The sequence below is a fragment of the Gluconobacter morbifer G707 genome, assembly GCF_000234355.1.
In the GTDB taxonomy this organism is placed as follows: Bacteria; Pseudomonadota; Alphaproteobacteria; order Acetobacterales; family Acetobacteraceae; genus Gluconobacter; species Gluconobacter morbifer.
Genome location: NZ_AGQV01000004.1, coordinates 117140 through 138265, shown reverse-complemented (window position 1 = coordinate 138265; position 21126 = coordinate 117140). Strand labels below are relative to the sequence as shown.

Genomic DNA, 21126 nt, shown 5'->3' with positions numbered 1-21126 from the left:
GCGTTTTTTTATCCTGTTCCTCATGAACCGCCCGGAGAAAGCGGTGGAAACGCAGCCGTTCAGTCCGGCAGCCGCTCGATCAGCTCCACGCCTTCAGCATTGCCCAGAACGGCAGCCTTTTCCGGCCGGCTGAGGCTGTTCAGAACCGTCTTCAGGGAGGGTGCCTCCTCAAGTTTCACCAGTCCGACCAGCAGGCTGGCGTCAATCGGCGTTCCCGGACGTCGTGGCGGGGGCAGAGCGGTGAGATGGGCCTCCAGAAGCGCCGGATCCTGACGCAATGCCCTGAAAGCCTCTTCCGGCGGTCTGTCCGGACTGTGTTCAGCCTGTTCCCGGGCCTTCTCATTGGCTTCCGCGAGTTGCAGGATCGGCGGCGGACTGGTTTCTTCTTCGATCAGTAGCAGCCCGGCCCGACGCATCGCCATTCCCGCATCGCGGCTGGCTGTCAGCGCGGCAAGCGGAATGGCCAGCAGCAGCCCCAGCAGCACCGGCGTCATCCACAGGAATAGCGCCTGTGAGACAGACCAGGCCGCTGCCGCCAGCAGAATGCCGAACAGCGTATAGATCCAGTAGCCGCGTGCCACTTCCTTCAGCGAAACGCGTCCGTCCTCGCGGTTCTGCGCGTTCCATCCGGAATCCCGCCCCAGCAGGATGGAAATAACGCCGGAAGTCTGGATCAGCATGGCGATCGGCGCGATCAGACCGCCGATAATGGTTTCCACGACGATCGAAACCGCCAGCCGGATCACGCCTCCGGAACCCCTGAGCGCGGCCCGGTCGAACAGCATGGCAAGGAAAGCCAGCCCTTTCGGGGCGAGCAGGATTCCCATCGTTCCGATGAACACGAACTTCGCCTGCACGGGATCAACACGCGGCCAATGGGGGTAGAGCGTGGGCTGCGTACCGAAATATTCGGGATGATAGAAGTGGGACTGGAGCGAAATCAGGATGCCGAACAGCAGGAACAGCAGCCAGATCGGGGACATCACATACGAACCGATGCCCGTCAGCATATGCACGCGGCTGATCCAGTGCATCCCTTTTGTGCCGAGGATCTTGCTGTGCTGGAGGTTCCCCTGACACCAGCGCCGGTCCCGGATGGCTACGTCCGTCAGGGATGGCGGGCTTTCCTCATAGGACCCAAACAGGCCCGGAACCATGTGAATCGCCCAGCCCCCACGGCGCATCAGCGCGGCTTCCACGAAATCATGACTGAGGATATGCCCGCCAAAAGGCGGCTTGCCTGGCAGATGCGGCAGCCCGGCCTGTTCGGCAAAGGCCTTCGTCCGGATGACGGCGTTGTGCCCCCAGTAATTCCCTTCCGAGCCATGCCACCATGCGATGCCATGTGCGATCAGCGGCCCATAGACCCGCCCGGCAAACTGCTGCATCCGCGCGAAAAGCGTGCGTCCCCCGACAATGACGGGAAGCGTCTGGATCAGGCCGACACCATCATGGTGCTCCATTGCGGAGACAATCCGCACGATGAGCCCCCCATCCATCACGCTGTCCGCATCCAGTGTCAGCATCTGCTGATAATGGCCGCCGAAGCGCGTGACCCAGTCCCCCAGATTGCCAGCCTTGCGGTCAGTATTTTTGTGGCGACGGCGATAGAAGATGCGATGTTCGCCATGCGTGGCCTGCCGTAATGCCAGAAAGGCCCGTTCTTCCTGAATCCAGACGTCCGGATTGGTCGTGTCCGAGAGGATGAAGAAATCGAAGGCATCGATCTGACCCGTGGCCAGAAGGCTGTCATGGATGGCCTTCAGACCGCCGAGGACGCGCTCCGGGTCCTCGTTATAGGTCGGCATCAGGACGGCGGTACGTGTTTTCAGCTCAGGCAACGGCCCATGGCGGTGAATGCCCAGCCCCAGACCGCCCCGGCGCAGCAGGGAGACGAAGCCCCCCAGACAGGACGTGAAGGATAACGCGATCCAGAAAGCCAGGATCGCGAACAGCACCAGTACGATCACGCCCAGCGTCGAAACACCCAGCGAGTTGAAGACCTGATTGATCTTGTAAACGCCAAAGGCCGTGAGAAGAACGGCCCCCCCGAACACGAACAGCCGCCGCATCCACAGCAGCGGGGGCGTGGTGGGCAGAACACGAAATGGCCGCCCATGGCGGTCCGGCTGGCGGTGAAGATCCTGCGTCTCCATCGCAATCGGCGATTCAGAGGGCAGGAAAGGCGCCTGGGACAGGCGCTGTCCGGTCACGGTGTCCAATGATACATCCATTTCTCGGACACGGGGCCCTGATCGTTCGCAAGCTGGGCCTGAAGTTCACAGACCTTCGCATCACCAGGCACGAATTCAAACGTGGTGCGCCAGCCCTTGATCTCCGGATTGGCCTCCACGACCACATTGCGGATCGTCCCGGGTGTGGACTGCGAAATCAGGTGGAACTGTACGTTGTCAGGTAGGTTCTGAAAGGGGGCTCCGTCAAAGTCGATGACGATGAAACGCGCCTCAGTATGGTCCGTCACGCCGCCTATGCGCGTTGCTGCGACACGGGCCAGCGGTGTGGGCCAGGGCGTGTCCCAGCCCCAGTACATACGGTAGATGAAGCTGTATTCCTGCCCTTTTTTCAGAGGCTCCTTCGGGCGCCAGAACGACACGATATTGTCGTTTACCTCATTGGGCGTCGGGATTTCGACAAGATCCACCGCCCCCGGTCCCCAGTTGCCGATCGGCTCGATCCACAGGGAAGGGCGCTTCTCGTACAGGAGCGCAAGATCCTCATAGTCATGGAAGGAGCGCTTGCGCTGCATCAGCCCGAACCCGTGCGGGCTGTCATCCTGAAAAGCGGAGAACTGGAGATCCGTCGGGTTGATCAGCGGGCGATAGAGCTGCTGTCCCGCTCCGGTCCAGATCTGGAGGGCCTCACTGTCATGGGCGGCAGGTCGCCAGTCATCGACGTGATTGCGCTCGTTCGCATCGAAATAGAACATGCCCGTCAGGGGAGCGATGCCGGATTCCGTCATATCCTGCCGGGGGAAGAAGGATGACTGCACATCAAAAACGGTCGTATTACCAGGCCGGATTGTGAAGCGGAACGCGCCGGTCACGGACGGGCTGTCCAGCAGCGCGTGAATGACGACCGATTCCACGCCCGGGTCCGGTTTTTCAAGCCAGAACTCCCGGAACATGGCAAATTCCTCGCCTTTCGGGTTGCCGGTCCCATCCGCGAAACCCCGCGCCGACAGGCCGTAGTTCTGTCCCTTGGCCACTGCCCGGAAATAGGACGCCCCCAGAAAGACGGCACATTCCTCCATGACGCCCGGCGTATTGATGGCATAGCGCAGACGCAGCCCTGCGAAGCCGAGATCATCCGTCACACGCAGGACATTATTGGAATAGTTGAAAAGATCCGGGTCGTAGGGGATGGGTGTGGACTGACCGGCCACGACCTCGTTCATTCCGATCCGGGGGCGATAGAGAAAGCCGCGGGGGAAGAACTCCACGTCAAAGGTCAGGTTTTCCCCGTGCCATAGCGCCCGGTCCGGATTGTAGGTGATCGTCCGGTACTGGTCGAAATCAAGATTGGCGATGGCTGAGGGCAGGTTGGGAGAGGGCGGGGAATAGGCTTTCCGGGACAGGGCATGCGCCAGGTTCCGAACGGTTTCATCGTCAAACGGCACACTTTTGGCGGCTGGCCTGCCAGTAGCCGGCGCAGACTGGGCATGGGCCAGACGTCCTGTTGCACCCATCAGGGACAGGCCCGCTCCAAACTTGACCAGATCACGGCGCAGGATACTCATGTTTGTCCTTAAAAGTCCCGGTTTCCAACAGCTTCCCCGTAGAAAGCTCCTACCATTCCGGCAATATACCGTGTTTCCGTAGCTGCGAAGGCCCCTATGCGACCCGGAAGGCTCCTTTCTCCAAGACCGGTATCACCAGACCATGGCAACCCTCCCGTTCAACACATCATTGTGAAATGTGTTGCAGCATGACATCAGGTGACGGGACGTTACGGGAAATCCGCTCCACCGATGCAGCGCTGACCCGTCGCAGCTTCGGTACTTCAAACAGGCAGCGCGTCTTGCCGAACCGTTCGATGTCGCGGACATTCCTGGGATTTTCCGCTCCGCTGGGCACGAAGCCCAGAACCTGCAGTCCCCGCTTGCGGAGTGCTTCGAGACTGAGCAGCGTGTGGTTGATCGTCCCGAGTCCGCTTCGGGTCACAAGGATGACGGGCAGATCGAGCCGCGTCATGAAATCGATCATCAGCATGTCCTCACGGACAGGGACCATCAGTCCGCCCGCGCCTTCCACAACCAGCGTCCCCTGAACATGCGGTAGCACCAGACGGCCCGGGTTGATGGTCTGCCCCTCCAGATCCGCCGCCGCCAGCGGCGCCAGCGGCGCCTGAAGGGCATAGGCTGGCGGGATGATCCGGTCCGCTTTCGCCCCGCTCAGGCTGGCGACTGTCGGGCTATCCCCACTCTCGGTGGAGAGACCGGTCTGGAGCGGCTTCCAGTAGGTCGCATGCCAGGCTTTTGTGAGGATCGCACTCACCAGCGTCTTGCCGATTTCCGTATCTGTGCCGGTGACGAAAACGCCGTTTCGCATGCTCATGATCCTGTTCTCTCGTAAACACCAAGTCCGACCCGGTAGGTCACATCCGAAGCCTGACTGTCAAAACGGCGCATGGCCCGCCGCAGTGCGCTGGCGCTGGCCGGGCTGCTCCCCTCAGCTGGCAGGGACGCGCCAATCTCCCGCAGACCGCGCAGGAAATGCCGCGCATTCCGGACCGGGTCTGTCAGCGACAGAACCTCCCATCGCCCTTTGCCCGTGACAGGCCATTCCGCCTGCATCTGCGTTTCGGAGGGATAATCCGGAATACCGCAGGGTGCCTGTTCCGCCCTACAGGCCGCTTTCCATTCCCCAAGGCTTCCTTCCAGCAGGGTCGTGACCATCAGAACCCCGCCGGGAGAGAGCAGGTTGCAAAGCCGTTCCAGCCCTGCCCGGTAATCCGTGAACCATTGTAGGCACAGGCTGGAGGCAATAAGGCCAAAAGGGCCAGAAATATCGGGATTTTCCGCATCCATAACCCGGAAAGACACGTCCGGAACGCGCCCGCGGGCCCGTTCGATCATGCCCGGCGCAAGATCCGTCGCCAGAATGGCGCTGGCCGGAAAAAGTGTGGCCAGACGTTCGGTCAGGAACCCTGTGCCACACCCGAATTCAAGCACTTGGCCTGGTTGTGGGCAGTACGCTTCGATGCGCGCTGCCAGAACGTCTGCACAGCGTCTCTGGATCGCGGCGGCCGCATCATAACCCGTGGCCGCGCTGAAACGGGTAGCGATCTGCTGCTGGCGTGTTTCGGGCGTTATCATTGTGCTTCCGACAGGCTGGACCGCAGGAACCGGGCACAGGCTTCGGGTTGCGTCAGTGGCAGAAGATGCCCTCCTTCCACGCTCTGGCCAGAGGAGGAAAACCCGGCCCGCGCCGCGTCGAACGGATCGTCCCGCCCTGTCATCCAGTGCAATCTGTCCCCCCATCGCCCGGCCTCCATGCGGTGGTCCTCTTCCAGAAGCGCCGTCAGTCCCCGCTCCAGCCGCTCGACGCACGGCACACCCGGCAAAGGACTGTCCACGCCACAGCGTTTGCGGAAGTCAGCCAGAACGGCCTCCGGAGCCTGACCCAGACGGCTGCGCATCCGTTCCAGAAAACGCGCAGGCGTTCCCTGGGGAAAATCCTCTCCCGCCACGAAACGGGGAAAGCCATTGAAAAACACCAGTCCGGCGCAGCGCGGCAGGGGCCGCCTCAGAAGATGCAGCGCTCCCGCCGAATGACCGACAGCGATATAAGGACGTTCGGGCAGGGCAGGCCAGTATTCCGCGCCATAATATCCACAATCGGCGACATGCGCGGTCATGTCATGCAGATGGTCCAGCATCAGTTCCCAGAATGAGGCGTCAAACCCCCATCCATGCACACAGTAGACATCCATGATCATGAGACTGTGGGCGCTCCTGCCGAACGCTTCGCAAGACGGATGACGGCCTGTCCCAGATCATCGATCTGACCGTCCGTCAGTCCGGCGTGGAGCGCCAGTCTGAGACGCGCCGTATGGAGCGGGACGGTCGGCGGCCGGATGGCGACCGTCAGAAATCCCGCATCTTCCAACCCCACCGCAACATCAAGCGCCGTCTGTGATTCCCCGATCAGGACGGGCACGATCTGCGTGGTAGAGTCCGCCGTCGAGAACCCGGCTCCGTTCAGGGTACGCCGCAGCCGTTCGGCCTGCGCGAGGAGACCTTCGCGGGCCTCGTCCATTCCCGGAACGACATCAAGCGCCGCATCGATCGCCCCCAGAACGGCGGGCGGCAGCGCCGTGCTGTAAATGAAGCCCGACGCATGGTTCACAAGCCAGTCACACATTGCCCCTGAGCCCGCGACATAAGCCCCCATGCCGCCCAGCGCCTTGCTGCATGTTCCCATCGCAAGGTCCGCCATCCCGCAGGAAAGTCCCCGCCCATGAGGGCCGAGAACGCCGGTGGCATGAGCCTCGTCCAGATAGAGAAAGGCATCATAACGGTCTGCGAGAGTCCGGAGAGCCGGGATGTCAGCCCGGTCCCCGTCCATGGAAAAGACGCTCTCGGTCACGATCATCCGCAGGCCCGGCTTCCCGGCTTCGCGCTTCAGCAACGTTTCCAGATGGTCCAGATCGTTGTGCCGGAACCGCACCTGCCGTATGCCCGCCGCCGCGCAGCCATGATGCAAGCTGGCATGGTTCAGGCGGTCCGCGAAAACCTGCATCGGATGGCCCGTGCGACTGATGGACAGGCCACATAGCGCAGGCATGACCGAGGCATTGGCCTGCCAGCCACTGGCGAAGAGGAGCGCCCCCTGCGTGCCCTTGAACCCGACCATTTTTTCCTCGACGCGCCGGTGAAGGTCCAGTGTCCCGCTGACCAGCCGTGATGCCCGTGCGCCCGTTCCGTAACGTAGCGCCCACTCCGTCGCCCGCTCCCGAAGAAGCGGATGATCTGCCAGACCCAGATAATCATTGGAGGACATGTCGACCAGACGTCTTCCGTCCCGTACGATCGTCCCGTCCTCCCGGCGCACGGCACGCAGGATGCGCCGCGTTCCTGCCGCGTCCCGCTCCGTCAGGGCCGCCCGGAAATATGCATCGAACCGGCTCACGCGCGCTCCCGCAGAACATCCACGATCGTCCCCGTCAGAACTGACAGGTCTTCCGGCGCAATGGTGAAGGCCGGCGTCAGATACACGATCCGGCGGAACGGCCTGATCCAGACGCCCCGTTCGGCAAAGGCACGACGCAGGGCATCCGCATCCTCGAGGATGTCCAGTTCCACAACGCCGATGGCGCCCAGCACCCGCACATCCCGCACGCCCGGCAGGTCCCGGCAGGGCTCCAACTCCCGCCGGAGCTGCGTCTCGATGGCGGCGACCTGCTCCAGGCGCGGTTCCGTTTCGAACAGGTCGAGCGAGGCATTGGCCACCGCGCAGGCCAGCGGATTGGCCATGAAGGTCGGGCCATGCATCAGGGCACGCCCCGGGTCCGGAGACAGGAACGCTTCGAACACGGTCCGGCGTGCCACCGTAGCAGCCAGCGCCATCGTCCCGCCTGTCAGGGCCTTGGAAAGAGCCACGATGTCCGGAACGATTCCTGCAGCTTCACAGGCGAACATGCTGCCCGTCCGTCCGAAACCCGTGAAGATTTCATCAAGGATCAGCAGAATGCCATGCCGGTCACACATCTCTCTCAGGCGGCGCAGGACGTCCGGATCGTGAAAGACCATGCCCCCCGCGCCTTGGACCAGCGGTTCGGTGATGATGGCCGCAATGTCGTTTCCCCGTTCCTTCAGCTGCGCTTCCAGAGCGGTGGTGCTGGTGTCATCAACCGGCAGATCCGCCAGGATCTGCTGCGGCAGGACATCGGCAAAAAGACTGTGCATCCCTTCCTCGGGATCACAGATGGACATCATGCCCAGCGTGTCCCCGTGATAGCCACCACGGAAGGACAGCATTTTCGTCCGGCCCGTCACACCCCGGTTCAGATGGTACTGGACGGCCATCTTTACGGCGACTTCCATCGCCACCGAGCCCGAATCCGTAAAAAAGGTACGTTCGAGATCGCCGGGCAGCAGATCGGCCAGACGCTCTGCCAGCCTGCGCGCCGGTTCATGAACCATGCCTCCGAACATGACATGAGGCATAGCGGCCGCCTGCCGGATCAGTGCCTCGTGCAGATGGGGATGGTTGTAGCCATGACAGGCCGTCCACCATGCGCTCACGCCATCGATCAGATCGCGTCCGTCTGCAAGTGTGATCCGGCTGCCGGACGTCCGGACGGCTTCCAGTGGGAAAGGCGCGGTTTCCATCTGACTATAGGGCAGCCAGAGATGGGGCAGATCGGCTGCATGGCGGTTTGAGCCGCCGGGAGGAAAGGGGCTGGGCATGGGTGAATTTTCCCGCAAGGCTGCCTCCAAGTCTATCCCCCAGCCCATAACGACAGCATCCGGAATTCACAAAAAGGTCACGATTTTGATGGCAACGATCTGGCATCAGTTCCGTTAAGGGGGCGCTTCCGGGGTTCCCGGAGGCACCGAAATATCATCGAGGTCGAGAGAAATGATGAGTTCCAAGGTCATTCACGTGGATGGTGTGTTTCTGGGCACCGCGATCGTGTGTGACGGCCTGAATACCCTGCGCTTCTATGCTACGCATGAGAGCGTCCGCGTTCTGCACAATGCCTGCATGCCCGATCTTCTGGCCCTGTATGCGCAGGTCAGGCGCCTTTTCAAACGCAACATGCTCACGTTTGGCTTCAAGCCAGCCTGAACCATTTTCATCTCACGTTCCGCAGAATGTGTTGAGAACCTGCTCCGCCTTTTCCGGCGGGGCCTCCAGGTCATCGTCCCCTTCCGCGAAAGGTTGGGAAAGCGCTTTGACCAGACGGTGAAAAGGCCCGTAATCCCCTTCCAGCGCGGCTGTAATCACCTGCTCGATCCGGTGGTTTCGGGGGATGATCCTCGGATTGATCGCCTGCATGGCATCATGTCGTGCCTGCGATGTCTGTGGATCGCGGGCCAGCCGCTCTCTCCAGGCCTCCAGCCAGTTCTCGATCTCCGATCCCACCGGAAAAAGCTCCGTCACCCTCTCGGTACGCCCGGTCAGTGCAACGTCGCCCAGTCGCCGGAAGGTCAGGGTGAAATCCGCTTCTCCCGTTTTCATGGCATTCAGCAGACGCCCTGTCAGCGCCGGATCGCCCGCTTCCCTCGAGGCTAGTCCCAGTTTCCGTTGCCAGCCTGAAAGATAGGTATCATTGAAAACCTGATCGAATTCCATCAGGGCAGCCCGGGCCAGCTCGATGGCTTGATCCTGATCGGGATCGATCAGAGGAAGCAGGCATTCTGCAAGCCGTCCCAGATTCCAGAGTGCCATGTCCGGCTGGCGGCCATAGGCGTACCGGCCATATTCGTCGATGAAGCTGAATGTCTTGCCGGGATCATAGGCGTCCAGGAATGCGCAGGGACCGAAATCGATGGTTTCTCCCGCAACGGACATGTTGTCCGTGTTCATGACGCCATGAATGAACCCGACCAGCATCCATTTCGCTACTAGCTCCGCCTGTCGCGCCGTTATGGTTTTCAGAAGAGAGAGAGCCGGGTTTTCCGTTCCTTTCAGTTCAGGATACAGACGGTCAATGACATGCTCCGCCAGAAGCCGCAGTGCATCATGGTCTCCCCGCGCCGCAAAATACTGGAACGTCCCGACACGCACATGACTGGATGCGATCCGGGTAATGACGGCGCCCGGCAGGCGCGTTTCGCGCTGCACGGTCTCGCCGGTCGTCAGCGCAGCAAGGGCGCGGGTGGTGGGAATGCCCAGCGCATGCATGGCTTCGCTGACCACATATTCCCGTAGAACCGGCCCCAAAGCTGCGCGCCCGTCTCCCCGACGGGAGAATGGCGTGGGACCAGAGCCTTTCAGGTGAACGTCCCACAGCGCACCCGTTCCGTCGAGAATTTCTCCTGCCAGCAGCGCCCGCCCGTCTCCGAGAGACGGCACGAAATTCCCGAACTGGTGCCCGGCATAGGCCATCGCTACGGGCGGTTTTCCATCCGGGCGGGTCCCCCGGCTCAGAAAATCCACGCCTCCCGGGCTTCTGAGCCAGTTGGGATCCAGTCCTAGTCTCTGCGCCAAGGGGACGTTAAGCGCGACCAGCTGCGCGTCTGGCAAGGAAGGCGGGGAGAGAGGTGCCCAGAAACGCTCAGGCAGCGTCGTGTAAAGCCGGGAAAGCTGCATGGTCTATCCGGAAGTTTGAAAAACAGGTCTGGCTGTCAGATGGTCCATCCAATAACTTAAATAAAGACCGTGTCAGTCGTTTTTGAGGTCGGTTTCCGGAAAGCAGGCGTGGCGCAGAAGGTCCGTCAGCCACTCCGTGAAGACCTGAAGCCGTCGCGAAAGGTGTTTGCGATGGGGATAGAGGAGCGTCATGGGCAGAGACGGCGCGCGCCAGTCAGGCAGGATTTCGACAAGATCTCCGCTATCGAGATGGGTACGCAGGTCATAGGCGGGAAGCTGTGCCAGCCCGAGACCTGCCAGACAGCAGGCAATGGCACCTTCCGCGCTATTGACCGTCACGCGTCCCGGAAGGGTAACGGTTCGGCACTGCCTGTTTTCAAGCCATTCCCAATCTTCCACCCGTCCTGTCGAAGGTGAGGCGTAAAGAACAGCCTGATGCTCGGAAAGATCGGCGGGCGAGCGGGGATGGCCGTACCGTTCGAGATAGGCCGGGCTGGCAACGTTCAGGAAGGTCAGATCGCCGATTTTCCGCCCGATCAGGCTGGAATCCTTCAGGGCACCAACCCGCACGACGCAGTCTGTTCCATCTTCCGCCAGATTGATGCTGCGATCCGTCATGCCCAGTTCGACATCCAGGGCCGGATAGCGGTCGAGAAAGGCCGGAAGGGCCGGTGCAACAATCAGACGCCCCAGACGACCGGGCAGATTGACGCGGACATGACCCTGTGGGTTCCGGCCATCCTGCCTGAAAAGGTTTTCCGCGTCTTCCGTATCCGCGACGAGATGAAGGGCGCGCTGATGAAAAAGAGCGCCGTCCGGCGTCAGAGACACCGAGCGTGTGGTCCGGGTCAGAAGCCGTGCTTCCAGACGGCTCTCCAGTTCCTGCACGGCTGTGGAGACGGTGGAGCGCGGCATCTGGAGCGTATCAGCGGCATGAGTGAAACTTCTGCTCTCCGCCACCCGTATGAAGATCCTGAACAGATCAATGCGATCCATGGTCTGTTACTGCCCGGCAGAATAGTTTGTTCGTGATTTTCGACAGATCCTGTCAGGAAATCCGGCTTTTTACAAACCGGGCGACAAATAAGATCGTGTCTGTCAATCGACGCGACGAACGCAGAAGGACTACCGCCATGATCAATCACGACATCAAGGGTAAAACCGCTCTCATCACGGGTGGCGCCAAGAACCTGGGCGGACTGATCGCCCGGGATCTGGCCAGCCACGGCGCTGCCGCCATCGCCATCCATTACAACAGCGACAGCACACGCGAAGATGCCGAAAAGACTCTGGAAGTCGTGCGGGCTACTGGCGCGAAAGCCGTGGCTTTTCAGGCCGATCTGACCACCGGCGCTGCCAACGCGAAACTGTTTGCTGATGTAATTGCCGCAGTCGGAAGGCCGGATATCGCCATCAACACGGTTGGCAAAGTCCTGAAAAAGCCGATCGTCGAGACGTCCGAAGACGAGCTTGACGACATGCTGGCCGTGAACTCCAGGGCTGCTTTCCTCTTCATTCAGGAAGCTGGGCGGCATCTCAGGGATAACGGCAAGCTGCTGACGCTCGTGACGTCCCTGCTGGGTGCTTATACGCCGTTTTATTCAACCTATGCGGGATCGAAGGCGGCGGTCGAGCATTTCACCCGGGCGGCTTCCAAGGAGTTCGGCGAGCGCGGAATATCCGTCAACGCCATTGGTCCTGGGCCAATGGATACGCCGTTTTTCTACGGTCAGGAGGCCCCTGAAGCCGTTGCCTATCACAAAAGCGCCGCTGCTCTTTCCGCGTTCAGCAGGACGGGACTGACGGATATTGAAGACATCGTTCCGATCATACGCTGCCTTGTCTCCGATGGTTGGTGGATGACAGGCCAGACCATTCTTGTGAATGGTGGTTACACTACAAAGTAAGGGCCCGGTCCGCCCGGCGCGCTCCTGTCTGTTGGGGGGGGATGGGCACAGAGCTGCGTCGGCGGGCCCGTAGTCCGGGAAAGAAAAAATCTCAGTAAATAAGGTAAAAGGAAAAGAGGAGATCGCCGGTCTGTTAAATTCTTCTTGAGCTTTTGAAGGCACAGTTGTGGCGAAGAAGGTGCTGTCATTTCCGACGGAAGGAGGTGACGGCAAGAAAAGTCTTCTCTATTGATAGTAGGAATGTACCGGCGTTTCCGCCTTTCGATGCCGCCTGTGCGCGACAATTGCATAGAGGATATTTCGTGGAGCAGACCCAGCGCGTGCCTGGCCCGGACGGGAAAGTAAGCCCGGCTGTCATCAGAATATACGCGGCCATGGCCGCCGCCCGCTATCATGGGCTGGAGCTTGATATCCGTGATTTCGCCGCGGAGCCGGGGGAGGATTCTCCCTCTCCGGCAACGCTTGCGCGCTGGCTGAACGAACAGGGCGCTGTGGCCAAGGGCATGCGACTGCGCTGGCGCTATCTGGTAAGAATGCGCAATACCCCACCGATCGTTTTGATGTTCAAGGATGGATCCGCCGGACTGATGGTCCGCGCGGATGCCGATAAGGGGGTTGTCTGGCTGCGGGATCCCATGGGCGGCGAGGGAGATCCACCCGTTCCTGTGGATGAACTGCGGCTGACACAGGTCTGGACGGGGGATGTTCTTCTCGTCAAGCGGCGGCGTGACGAATCAGAGGCGGACGCAAATTTCGATCTGCTCTGGTTTGTGAAAATGGTCCTTCGTGAAAAGAAGGTCATGCGCGACATCGCCTTCGCTTCCATGGTCCTGAGCGTTCTCCAGATTTTCCCGGCGCTGATCGTGATGCAGGTGCTGGACCGGGTCGTGAACTATCACTCAATGGCGACGCTGATTTCCCTGACATCTTTCATCCTTATTCTTTCTTTCTATGAAATCCTTCTGACATACGGACGTCGTGAGCTCTCGCTGGTCCTGTCCACTCGTCTGGACGCCCGTATTTCCCTGCATGCCTTCAACCGTCTTCTGGCGCTCCCTCTCGAATTCTATGAGCGTGAGCAAACGGGTGAGGTTCTGGGACGTTTTATGGCCGTTTTCAAAGTCCGTGACTTTCTGACCGGCCAACTCATGACAACGATGCTGGATCTGTTCACCCTGGTTGTCGTTCTGCCTGTTCTGTTCCTGATGAGCGCAACGCTGGCCTGGATGACTCTTGCCTGTGCGGGTTGTATTGGTCTGATTGTCGTCATTTTCCTGCCGTCCATGAGTCAAATGATGGGACGGCAGGTTCTGGCCGAAATGAAACGTGGATCCATCCTCTACGAAACCGTAGCGGGTATCCGCACCGTGAAGACGCTTGCTCTCGAGCCTGTTCGTCGTGAACTCTGGGATGAGCGGACTGCGGATGTTGTGCGCTGGAAACTGGCAGCGGGTCGACTTGCGTCTTGGCCGCAGACGTTGATCATGCCATTCGACACATTCACCAGCCGTGGTATCATTTTGGTTGGGGCTTATCTGATCCTGACGGATGCCAGTTCCATGCAGGGCGGTGCGCTGGCCGGTTTCATGATGCTGGGCGGGCGTGTGGCGTCTCCTCTGGTCAGCCTGGCCCGTCTTATGGAATCCGTTAACGAAGTCACGACGTCTCTGGCAGAGGCTGGGCATGTTCTCAATCAGCCGACAGAGACCAAGGCGCTGACGACAGGCATGCGTCCGCAGATCAAGGGCGCTCTTTCTTTCGCAGATGTCAATTTTTCTTACCCGGGATCCACGACCAAGGCTTTGGACAATGTCAGTTTTGACGTGCCAGCTGGCACGATGCTCGGGCTTGTGGGACGTTCAGGGTCGGGCAAGTCCACGGTTACGCGTCTTCTGCAGGGTGTCAGTCGCAGTTACACTGGTTATCTTCGTCTTGATGGTGTGGATCTGAGAGAAATCAACCTGACCCATCTGCGTCGTTCCTTCGGTGTGGTTCTACAGGACAACTTTCTGTTCCGCGGTACGGTCAAGGAGAACATCACGGCCGGCCGGCCGGGCCTGACGATTGATGATGTTGTCCGTGCGGCGCGCCTGGCGGGTGCTGAAGAATTTATCGAACGCATGCCAGCAGGATATGAAACCTGGATTGAAGAAGGCTCGACCAATATTTCCGGCGGTCAGCGCCAGCGACTGGCAATTGCCCGTGCGGTGATCAGTGATCCCAAGCTCATGATCCTTGACGAAGCAACGTCTGCACTCGATCCCGAGTCTGAAGCTCTGGTGAACGCCAATCTCCAGCGTATTGGCAAGGGGCGGACAATGGTTATCGTCTCCCACCGTCTGTCCTCTCTGGTCGACTGTCATCAGATCGCCGTCATGGACAAGGGGAAGCTGGTTGATATCGCCCCTCATGCTGTGCTGCTGGAACGTTGCGAAATCTATCGTATCCTATGGTTGCAGCAGAACCGTCACATGAATTCTTCCGGCCCTTCCGGGGAAGCCGGCCGACTGACGGAAGGAGAGTAATCCATGAGCTCTTCCGACATGATCCCGCGGAACGACCAGTCACCACAGGAAAATGAAAACCAAAACCAGCACCTGCCGCGGGAAGCCAATGACCCGCTGGGTACGGATGGCCTGCCGCTCGCCCTGCTGGAATTCCATTCTCCGACGGCGGCGCTGGTCAATCTTCCCGCCACGCCGGCTGCCCGCTATATCGTGGGACTAATCGGGGCGCTCGTTCTGGCATCCATTGCAGCCATGGCGCTTTTCCCGCTCAACCGGGTGGTTTCAACGCAGGGGCGCCTGATCTCGACCCAGCCAACCATCGTTGTGCAACCGCTGGAAACCTCGATTGTCCGTTCGATTGACGTGCATGTCGGGGATTTCGTCAAGAAAGGCGATGTGCTCGCTCATCTTGATCCGACCGTGACGGAAGCGGACATCACGGACATGCGGCGGCAACGTGATGACTATCAGGCAGAATATGACCGGCTGAAAGCTGAAGCCAGTGATCAGGATTATCGTCCGGACGTCAAAAATCCGGCGGCCGTTCAGCAGGGGGAGGCTTTTCTCCGCCGTCGGAGCGAATACAGGGCGCGGGTCGAGAATTACGATCAGCAGATCGCCGGGCTTGAAAGTGATATTCAGGGCAATCGGGCTAATGCGGCCATGTATGCCAGCAAGATGCGTGTAGCCTCCGAAGTCCTGAAAATGCGTCAGCATGAACAGGCGGACCAGGTTGGCTCACGGCTTTCAACGCTGGCAGCGCAAAATGATGTTATGGAAGCCGAAAGAGCCGAGATTGCCGCTCAGCAGGAAGCCAATTCGGCCGAGAAAAAGCTGGCGGCTATGAAGGCAGAGCGTGAAGGCTACATCGAAAACTGGAAGTCCAAGATCTATGCTGATCTGACAGACGCCGAACACCATCTGAGCGAGTATCAGAGCTCCTACGAAAAAGCGAACTTGCGTCAGAATCTCGTTTTGTTGCGTGCGCCGGAGGATGGTGTCGTTCTGACCATGGGGCATGTTTCCGTGGGCTCGGTTCTTCAGTCCGCGGGGCAGTTCATGACACTGGTGCCGACGGGTTACGGACTTGAAGTAGAAGCCGTTCTGCGCGGACAGGATGCCGGCTTTGTCCAGATTGGCGATCATGCGATCCTGAAATTCATGACCTTCCCGTATGATCAGTATGGAGGGGCAGATGCAAGCGTGCGTGTCATCAGTGCCGATGCGTTCTCCGCATCTCAGAACAGTGATGGTGCAGGCGGCAGTAACGGTGGAACAAGCAGTGACTCCCTGAACGGGACATATTATCGCGTCCGTCTGAGGATCGATCGCTACACCCTTCATGGCCAGCCATCCTTTTTCCATCCTATGCCCGGTATGCCGGTCACGGCGGATATCGATGTCGGCAAGCGTACAGTTCTGCAGTACTTCTTCAACAAGATTACCCCGGCTCTCACCAATGGTATGAGAGAGCCATAAGCCATGGTTGCCTGACGCCTCCGGGTGTGGGGTAGCTGGTTTTCCGGATCGGGGATGAGGTTACATGTCTTTCAAGCGTCGTCTCGCTGCCCTCGTGTCAGAGAAGGGCAAACTGGAATATGCCCTTGAGCTGATGGACAAAGGCGAGGCGCTCAAAGGGTTTACCCTTTTAAGCCGTCTTGCCACGCAAGGGGATACGGAAGCCTGTTTCAGGGTTGGCCGGGCCTATCTGGACGGTATTGGCGCCCCTCCCAGTCTGGAGGATGGTGCGCGGTGGATGCTGAAAGCCGCGGAAAACGGCCATGTGGAAGCTGCTTTTGTCCTGGCGACTCTCTATACGATCGGACTGCCGGAAGGATTTGAGGTCCAGAGAGGTGAAGCCGGGCTTGATCTTTCCGCCCGTCCGGAAGCCCGGCCTCGTCATCCCGATTACGGGAAAGGACTGCACTGGGCCAGAATTGCTGCCGAGGCAGGATCATCGGATGGGCAGGCCCTGCTGGGTTATATCTTGACGAATGGCCCCGAGAATCTGCGTGATCCGGCACAGGCCCGGACATGGTATGAGAAATCGGCAGCTGCCGGCTGTTCGCAGGGTCATCTCGGACTGGCACTGGCCATTCTCCAGAGCACGGATGATGAAGAAAGCCGCGCGCTCGCCGCCCGCCATCTGACAGAGGCAACGAAAGGCGGATTGGGAACGGCTTATGATATTCTGGGCCGGATGTATGAGCACGGGGCCGGGGTGGCCCGTCACATGGGGCGTGCTGCTGAATATTACCGGCAGGCGGCGGAAAAAAACGTCATTTCCGCCCAGAACCGCTATGGCCTCATGCTGCTGGAAGGTGTCGGGGTCGAACGGCATTACGGGCGGGCGGAAACCTGGCTTCGGCGCGCGGCGCTGAACGGAGACCCGGATTCCGCAGCGCTGCTGGGCGATCTGTATGCCAATGGCGGGGATCTGCCGCCCAACCTGATGGAGGCGGCAAAATGGTACCAGCTTGCGGGAGAGCAGAAACACGGAGGTGCCGCGCGTGCCCTGGGCCTTCTCTATCTGACCGGAAACGGCGTTCCGCGTGACCCCGATACGGCGGCGCACTGGTTTGCCGTGGCGGCTGAAAATGGGGACGGACAGGCTGCGGCGGATTTCGGCAATCTTGTTCTGACGGGCGCGAGTGCGTCCGAAGACGAAAAGGATGCCCTGCGCAGGAAGTTTGAACAAGCAGCCGAGAAGGGTGATCTGATCGGTGCCTTCAATCTTGGCGTCTGCTTCGCGGAAGGTGTCGGCAGCACAGCCGACAGTCGTGAGGCAGCGCGTTGGATGCAGAAGGCCACCGAAGGCGTCGTCAATGCCCAGTACTGGTACGGGCGTATGCTGCTTGAAGGCCGGGGCGTTCATCCTGACCCGACACAGGCCCTGCACTGGATGGAGAAGGCCGCGGAGGCCGGCATGGTCGAAGCCCAGATCGCCGTGGCGGAATTCTTGCTCAGTGGTCGCATCAACGGTCGTCGTGATCACGCCCGGGCGCTCGAACTTTATCTCAGGGCGGCAAAGAGCGGGAATGTGGATGCCATGTTCTCGGTCGGAGCGATGTATGGCGGCGGCCATGATGTTCCAGTAGAACGGCAGGAAGCGCAGCGCTGGTTCCTGCGCGCAGCGGAACACGGAAACGGTCTCGCGCAGCTGATGCTGGGGCGTTATCTCGTCAGGGGACTCGCGGGGACCACGGACCCACTCGAAGGGCGTCGCTGGCTGGAAAAGGCAAAGAAGCAGGGCCTTCGGGACGCGGAGATCGAGCTGTCCCGGCTTGACGAGATGCAGCCCGCCGAGGACGACTGAGGCGCGTGTCGGAAAGTTCTACGCCTTCCGCTGGCAGGTCAGCGCCAAAAGCTGCGTTTGCAGGATACGGACGGACGATAACCGAGGCAGACCGAGCCAACTGGCGGGATGCCATGAGTGCCCGGGCGCAGAAGGCATTCCGGATGGGGCAGGCTGCTCTCGCTGCCGGCAATTTTCGGGACGGCGTGTTCTGGCTCGAACGTGCGGAACGGATGGCGCGCCAGAGCCCCAACGTGACATGGGCGCTCGGGATGGCCTTTCTCGCTGCTGGCCGCCCCGGGGGCTGCCTCGCTCGGATGCGGTTTCTGCGCGAGCGATTCCATCTGCGGGAAGCATTTTTCGTCGAGACTATCTGCCTGACACGTCTGGGGCAGGCAGATAAGGCGGCGGCGGCCATGCAAACTGCATTGTCGATCCTGCATGCCACGCCTGAAATCTATGGACTTGCCCAGCAGCTTGCTCGACATGCGGACAGACCGGGGTGGGTCACAGCGTCCAATGATGGTTACGTGCTTGTTCAGGCTGAAAAACTGTTTCGGATTTTTTTGGATGGTCAGCTGGTTGCCAGCGGGCAGAGCGGTCGATATCCGATGCCGGAAGGATGGCGGACAGCGCGACGGCTCGAAATCTGCGCCGGAAACAGGCATCTGCTGGGCAGTCCGATCGACATTACCGCCTTGACCCGGTGTGAATCGCTGGTGTCTCCACAGGCGGACGGCCTGCACGGCTGGATCTGGACCCCTGCTGAGCCGGATCATGTTCCGGTCATAACGTTATGGAACGGTCAGACGCTCCGGGCCGACAGTTTTGCAGAGGCCGTGGACAGTGATGTTCCGCTGGCGCGCCCACGACGTTTCCATATTCCCCGTTCCGTCTTGCCGGATCATGACTGCGGTCCGCTGGCCGTGCGGGACGAGAACGGAAATCTCCTGACCGGTGCTCCGCTTGACCCCCTTCTGGGGCTTCTGCTTGCCGGCCGTACCCGCACCCTGCCGAAGCGCTTCAAACCCGTACGTGTCCGGTCCTGGAAAACGCGTCCAGCCCGGCCCCGCTCCAGCCCTGGCTGTGCGATTGTTATCCCGGTTTACGGCAATACGGCCCGGACACAGGCCTGTCTCAAATCGGTGCTGACGACCTGCCCGCCGGACGTCCGCGTCGTCGTTGTGGATGATGCCACTCCAGATGCCAGTCTTGGCCGGCTACTTGACAGGCTGTCGGCAGACGATGCCATCACGATGGTGCGGCATCCGCACAATCAGGGCTTCGTGGCGTCCGTCAATGACGGGATGCGCATGGTGGGCGGGCAGGACGTCATTCTCCTGAACAGCGATACGCTAGTGCCTCCCGGCTGGGTGGAGCGCTTGCGACAGCGGCTGGAACGGTCGGATGTCGGCACGGTGACGCCGTTTTCGAATGAAGCGACAATCCTGTCCTATCCTTCCGTGGAAAAAACCAATCCTGTTCCGGGCCTTCAGGAAACCAGAAGACTGGACCGGCGCTGCGCCGGGCTTTTCGGTCAGGAACAGCCTGAGATCGATCTTCCCACGGCGCATGGTTTCTGTATGGCTATTTCCGCGGAATGCCTGGCGGAAACAGGTCTGTTCCGGGAAGATGTGTTCGCACAGGGTTACGGCGAGGAGAACGATTTCTGCCTCAGAGCTTCGGCGCTGGGGTTCCGTCATCTCGCCGCGCCTGAACTCTATGTCGCCCATGTGGGCGGCATATCGTTCGGCAGCAGCGGCAAGGCACTCGCCGCACGCAATCTGGAATTCGTGAACGCACTGCATCCGGGATACAGCCAGCTGGTCGCCCGCTTCATCCAGCGTGATCCTCTCGGAACGGTGCGACGGCAGCTCGACCTCGCTGGTCTGCAGTCCCTGCGTGGAAAGCGTCTTTCACTTCTGATGATCCAGCATGACGCCGGAGGGGGGGTAGGGCGCGTCGTGCGGGATCGGGCGGCGGCCTTTGAACGTGACGGACAACTGGCACTGCTTCTCAAGCCGACCAGTGAGGGGTGCCGTCTGGAAACCGCTCTGGAAAGCGACAGGTTTCCGAACCTGAAATTCGCCTTGCCCGAAGAATTTCCTCTCTTCGTGGAAACACTCCGGGTTCTGCGGGTCAGCAGTGTGGAATGGCACCATCTTGTCGGACACGCGCCCTGCATCAGGACACTGCATGAAGCGCTGGATGTTCCTTATGACGTGTTCATCCACGATCACGTCTGGTTCTGCCCCCGGATCTCGCTCTGCAATGGAGAAGGGCGGTACTGCGGCGAACCCGAGCCGGCAGTCTGTCAGACCTGCGTGGACCGGTGGGGCGGCTTTCTGGGAGAAGATCTGACGGTCTTGGAACTTCTGGAGCGCTCGCGCCGTGAACTGGGCCAAGCCCGGACCCTGATGGCGCCGACACAGGATACGGCACGTCGTATCAGACGCCATTTTCCGGGCCTCGGGATCATGGTTATCCCCCTGCAGAATGATGCCGCGCTGCTGGAGACCCTTTCTTCAGGTTCCGCTTTGCGGAATGGCGCCCCTTTGAGAATCTGCATTGTCGGGGGCATCAGCGAATGGAAAGGGTATGATGTTCTCAAGGCCATGGCGCTCGAAATCCAGTTCCACGGTCTTCCCGTCGAGCTGGTTCTGGTCGGCCACACCCGTGATGACGAGACCCTGATCGAGGCTGGCGTACGCGTCACGGGAGAATATCAGGAGGCTGACGCCCTGTCGCTGATCCGGGAGCAGAATGCCCATGTCGGCCTGATCCCGTCCATCGCGCCCGAGACATGGTGCTATGTGCTCGGTCTGCTCTGGCAGTCCGGACTGGAGGCCGTCTGCTTCGATCTGGGTGCGCAGGGTGAAAGAGTGCGAAAGGCGGGAGCGGGGGCCGTGATTCCCTTGGGGATGCCGGTGCCCCTGGTGCTGGCGTTCTTTTTGCGGCGCTGGGCACACTAAATACGCGCGGACTTCTTTACCCTTTGTTGGAAAAAGATAATTATAATACAGAAAAACGGAAGGCCTGCATTTTTACGAAGCATGATCTGAACAGTTGGTCATACGTTGTCGGGAGCACTTCTGTTCTGGGCCCGGACATTTTATAAAACCGGGAATTCTTTCTGG

The 21126-nt window shown here is 60.2% G+C and carries 15 protein-coding genes; 6 read left to right on the top strand and 9 right to left on the bottom strand.

Annotation, left to right across the window (positions count from 1 at the left end; all coding sequences use genetic code 11):
- Positions 1–59: 59 nt before the first annotated feature.
- From mdoH to GMO_RS07485, 7 genes are all read right to left on the bottom strand, one after another.
- Positions 60–2234 (bottom strand): glucans biosynthesis glucosyltransferase MdoH, encoded by a 2175-nt coding sequence (gene mdoH / locus GMO_RS07515; RefSeq protein ID WP_050801437.1) that lies wholly within the window; start codon positions 2232–2234, stop codon positions 60–62.
- Entirely contained in the window at positions 2210–3757 is a 1548-nt protein-coding gene (locus GMO_RS07510) for a glucan biosynthesis protein (protein WP_008851741.1), read from the bottom strand. Before GMO_RS07510 ends, mdoH begins: the two co-directional genes overlap by 25 nt.
- A 166-nt stretch (positions 3758–3923) precedes the next feature.
- Positions 3924–4568, bottom strand: coding sequence for a dethiobiotin synthase (bioD, locus tag GMO_RS07505; RefSeq protein ID WP_245528457.1), 645 nt, complete (start codon positions 4566–4568; stop codon positions 3924–3926).
- 2 nt (positions 4569–4570) lie between these two features.
- The gene (locus GMO_RS07500) at positions 4571–5335 is read right to left on the bottom strand and encodes a methyltransferase domain-containing protein (RefSeq protein WP_008851739.1); all 765 of its coding nucleotides are present in this window, start codon (positions 5333–5335) and stop codon (positions 4571–4573) included.
- Positions 5332–5958, bottom strand: a complete 627-nt coding sequence (locus tag GMO_RS07495; protein WP_008851738.1) for an alpha/beta fold hydrolase — start codon at positions 5956–5958, stop codon at positions 5332–5334. The genes GMO_RS07500 and GMO_RS07495 overlap by 4 nt, the downstream gene beginning before the upstream one ends.
- On the bottom strand, positions 5955–7151 hold the full coding sequence (locus GMO_RS07490) for an aminotransferase class I/II-fold pyridoxal phosphate-dependent enzyme (RefSeq protein WP_008851737.1): 1197 nt from the start codon (positions 7149–7151) through the stop codon (positions 5955–5957). The genes GMO_RS07495 and GMO_RS07490 overlap by 4 nt, the downstream gene beginning before the upstream one ends.
- Entirely contained in the window at positions 7148–8431 is a 1284-nt protein-coding gene (locus GMO_RS07485) for an adenosylmethionine--8-amino-7-oxononanoate transaminase (protein WP_008851735.1), read from the bottom strand. The genes GMO_RS07490 and GMO_RS07485 overlap by 4 nt, the downstream gene beginning before the upstream one ends.
- A 172-nt stretch (positions 8432–8603) precedes the next feature.
- Between GMO_RS07485 and GMO_RS07480 the strand changes: the two genes are divergently transcribed.
- Positions 8604–8813, top strand: a complete 210-nt coding sequence (locus GMO_RS07480; RefSeq protein ID WP_008851734.1) for a hypothetical protein — start codon at positions 8604–8606, stop codon at positions 8811–8813.
- 12 nt (positions 8814–8825) lie between these two features.
- Here GMO_RS07480 and GMO_RS07475 read toward each other — a convergent pair whose 3' ends face one another.
- Both GMO_RS07475 and GMO_RS07470 read right to left on the bottom strand, forming a co-directional pair.
- The gene (locus GMO_RS07475) at positions 8826–10280 is read right to left on the bottom strand and encodes a protein adenylyltransferase SelO (RefSeq protein ID WP_040508615.1); all 1455 of its coding nucleotides are present in this window, start codon (positions 10278–10280) and stop codon (positions 8826–8828) included.
- A gap of 72 nt (positions 10281–10352) precedes the next feature.
- Positions 10353–11276, bottom strand: coding sequence for a LysR family transcriptional regulator (locus GMO_RS07470; RefSeq protein WP_008851732.1), 924 nt, complete (start codon positions 11274–11276; stop codon positions 10353–10355).
- Between the two features lie 137 nt (positions 11277–11413).
- Between GMO_RS07470 and GMO_RS07465 the strand changes: the two genes are divergently transcribed.
- The 5 genes from GMO_RS07465 (at position 11414) to GMO_RS07445 (ending at position 20961) form a co-directional block, all read left to right on the top strand.
- Complete coding sequence (locus GMO_RS07465; protein WP_008851731.1) at positions 11414–12187, top strand: SDR family oxidoreductase; 774 nt, start codon at positions 11414–11416, stop codon at positions 12185–12187.
- A gap of 302 nt (positions 12188–12489) precedes the next feature.
- Positions 12490–14712, top strand: coding sequence for a peptidase domain-containing ABC transporter (locus GMO_RS07460; protein WP_408734797.1), 2223 nt, complete (start codon positions 12490–12492; stop codon positions 14710–14712).
- A 3-nt stretch (positions 14713–14715) separates the two neighbouring features.
- Positions 14716–16173, top strand: a complete 1458-nt coding sequence (locus tag GMO_RS07455; protein ID WP_008851729.1) for an HlyD family type I secretion periplasmic adaptor subunit — start codon at positions 14716–14718, stop codon at positions 16171–16173.
- Positions 16174–16237: 64 nt separating this feature from the next.
- Entirely contained in the window at positions 16238–18010 is a 1773-nt protein-coding gene (locus GMO_RS07450) for a tetratricopeptide repeat protein (protein WP_008851728.1), read from the top strand.
- A 113-nt stretch (positions 18011–18123) separates the two neighbouring features.
- Positions 18124–20961, top strand: coding sequence for a glycosyltransferase (locus GMO_RS07445; protein WP_008851727.1), 2838 nt, complete (start codon positions 18124–18126; stop codon positions 20959–20961).
- Positions 20962–21126: the final 165 nt, after the last annotated feature.